General features: G+C 48.2%; 1 protein-coding gene. It reads left to right on the top strand.

Features of this window, described 5'->3' with window-relative positions:
- Positions 1 to 1,046: branched-chain amino acid transport system II carrier protein (brnQ, locus tag R7127_RS26890; RefSeq protein WP_318148760.1), on the top strand; the 1,046-nt coding region annotated here is incomplete at both ends.

Raw genomic sequence — 1,046 nt, 5'->3', positions numbered from 1 at the left:
AGCTCGCGGGTGAAAACCTATTGCCAGCGATGTTCGGTTTCTTGCTAACAGCGGTAGGTCTACCTCTTATTACTATCGTTGCTATTGCTGTAGCAGGTGGATCATGGGATCACTTGACTCAAGATCTTCCGAAAAAAGCAGCAGTATTGATGGCAGCACTTATCTTCATCATTATTGGTCCTGCGTTTGCAGCGCCTCGTACAGGTCTAGTGGCTTACGAGATGGCCGTGAAGCCATTCTTTGTTGAAGCTTCTCAAGCGCACCTTACCGCGTTCTCTGTGATCTTTTTTGCGGTTGCAATGCTGTTCTCTTGGTTCCAAGGCCGTCTTATCGACTTGATCGGTAAAGTGCTGACTCCAGCGCTGTTTGTCGGTTTGATCATTCTTGCTGTTGCAGTATTCCTAGATCCTCAAGGCGATATGATTGGAGCTCGTGGTGAGTACCTAACTCAGCCACTAACCAAAGGCTTCCTTGAAGGCTACAACACCATGGATACTTTCGCATCACTGATGTTTGGTATGTTGATGGTGGATGCACTGCGCGGCAAAGGCATCACGGAGCGTTCTGCGACGACTAAGTACCTGATTTTTGCAGGTTGTATCGCTGCGGCTGGTCTAGCATTTGTTTACATTTCGCTATTCTACCTAGGCGCTACCAGTGCAACAGTTGCTGCGGGCGCAGACAACGGTGGTCTGATTTTAAGCCAGTACGTTCAAGCGTTGTTTGGCCCTTACGGTCAAATCGTTCTTTCTGTGATTGTATTGCTAGCGTGTCTGACAACGGCTATCGGCCTGATTTCAGCATGTTCTGATTTCTTCAGCTCGAAGACATCACTGTCATACAAGCAGTGGGTTCTAATCAACGGTGCCGTATGTGCGCTAGTTGCTAACGTTGGTCTAGCGCAATTGATTTCGCTCTCTGTACCTGTACTGTTTGCCCTTTACCCAGTGGCGATTGCTTTGGTTGCTCTTACCTTTGTTCGTAGCAAGCTGCCAAATCCTCGCTTTGCATACCGTGCGGTACTGCTAGTATCACTATTGTTCGCA

It is taken from the genome of Vibrio sp. 1159, assembly GCF_033340395.1.
In the GTDB taxonomy this organism is placed as follows: Bacteria; Pseudomonadota; Gammaproteobacteria; order Enterobacterales; family Vibrionaceae; genus Vibrio; species Vibrio alginolyticus.
Note: the sequence above shows the minus strand (reverse complement) of the source record. Positions and strands in the feature narration are given on the sequence as shown.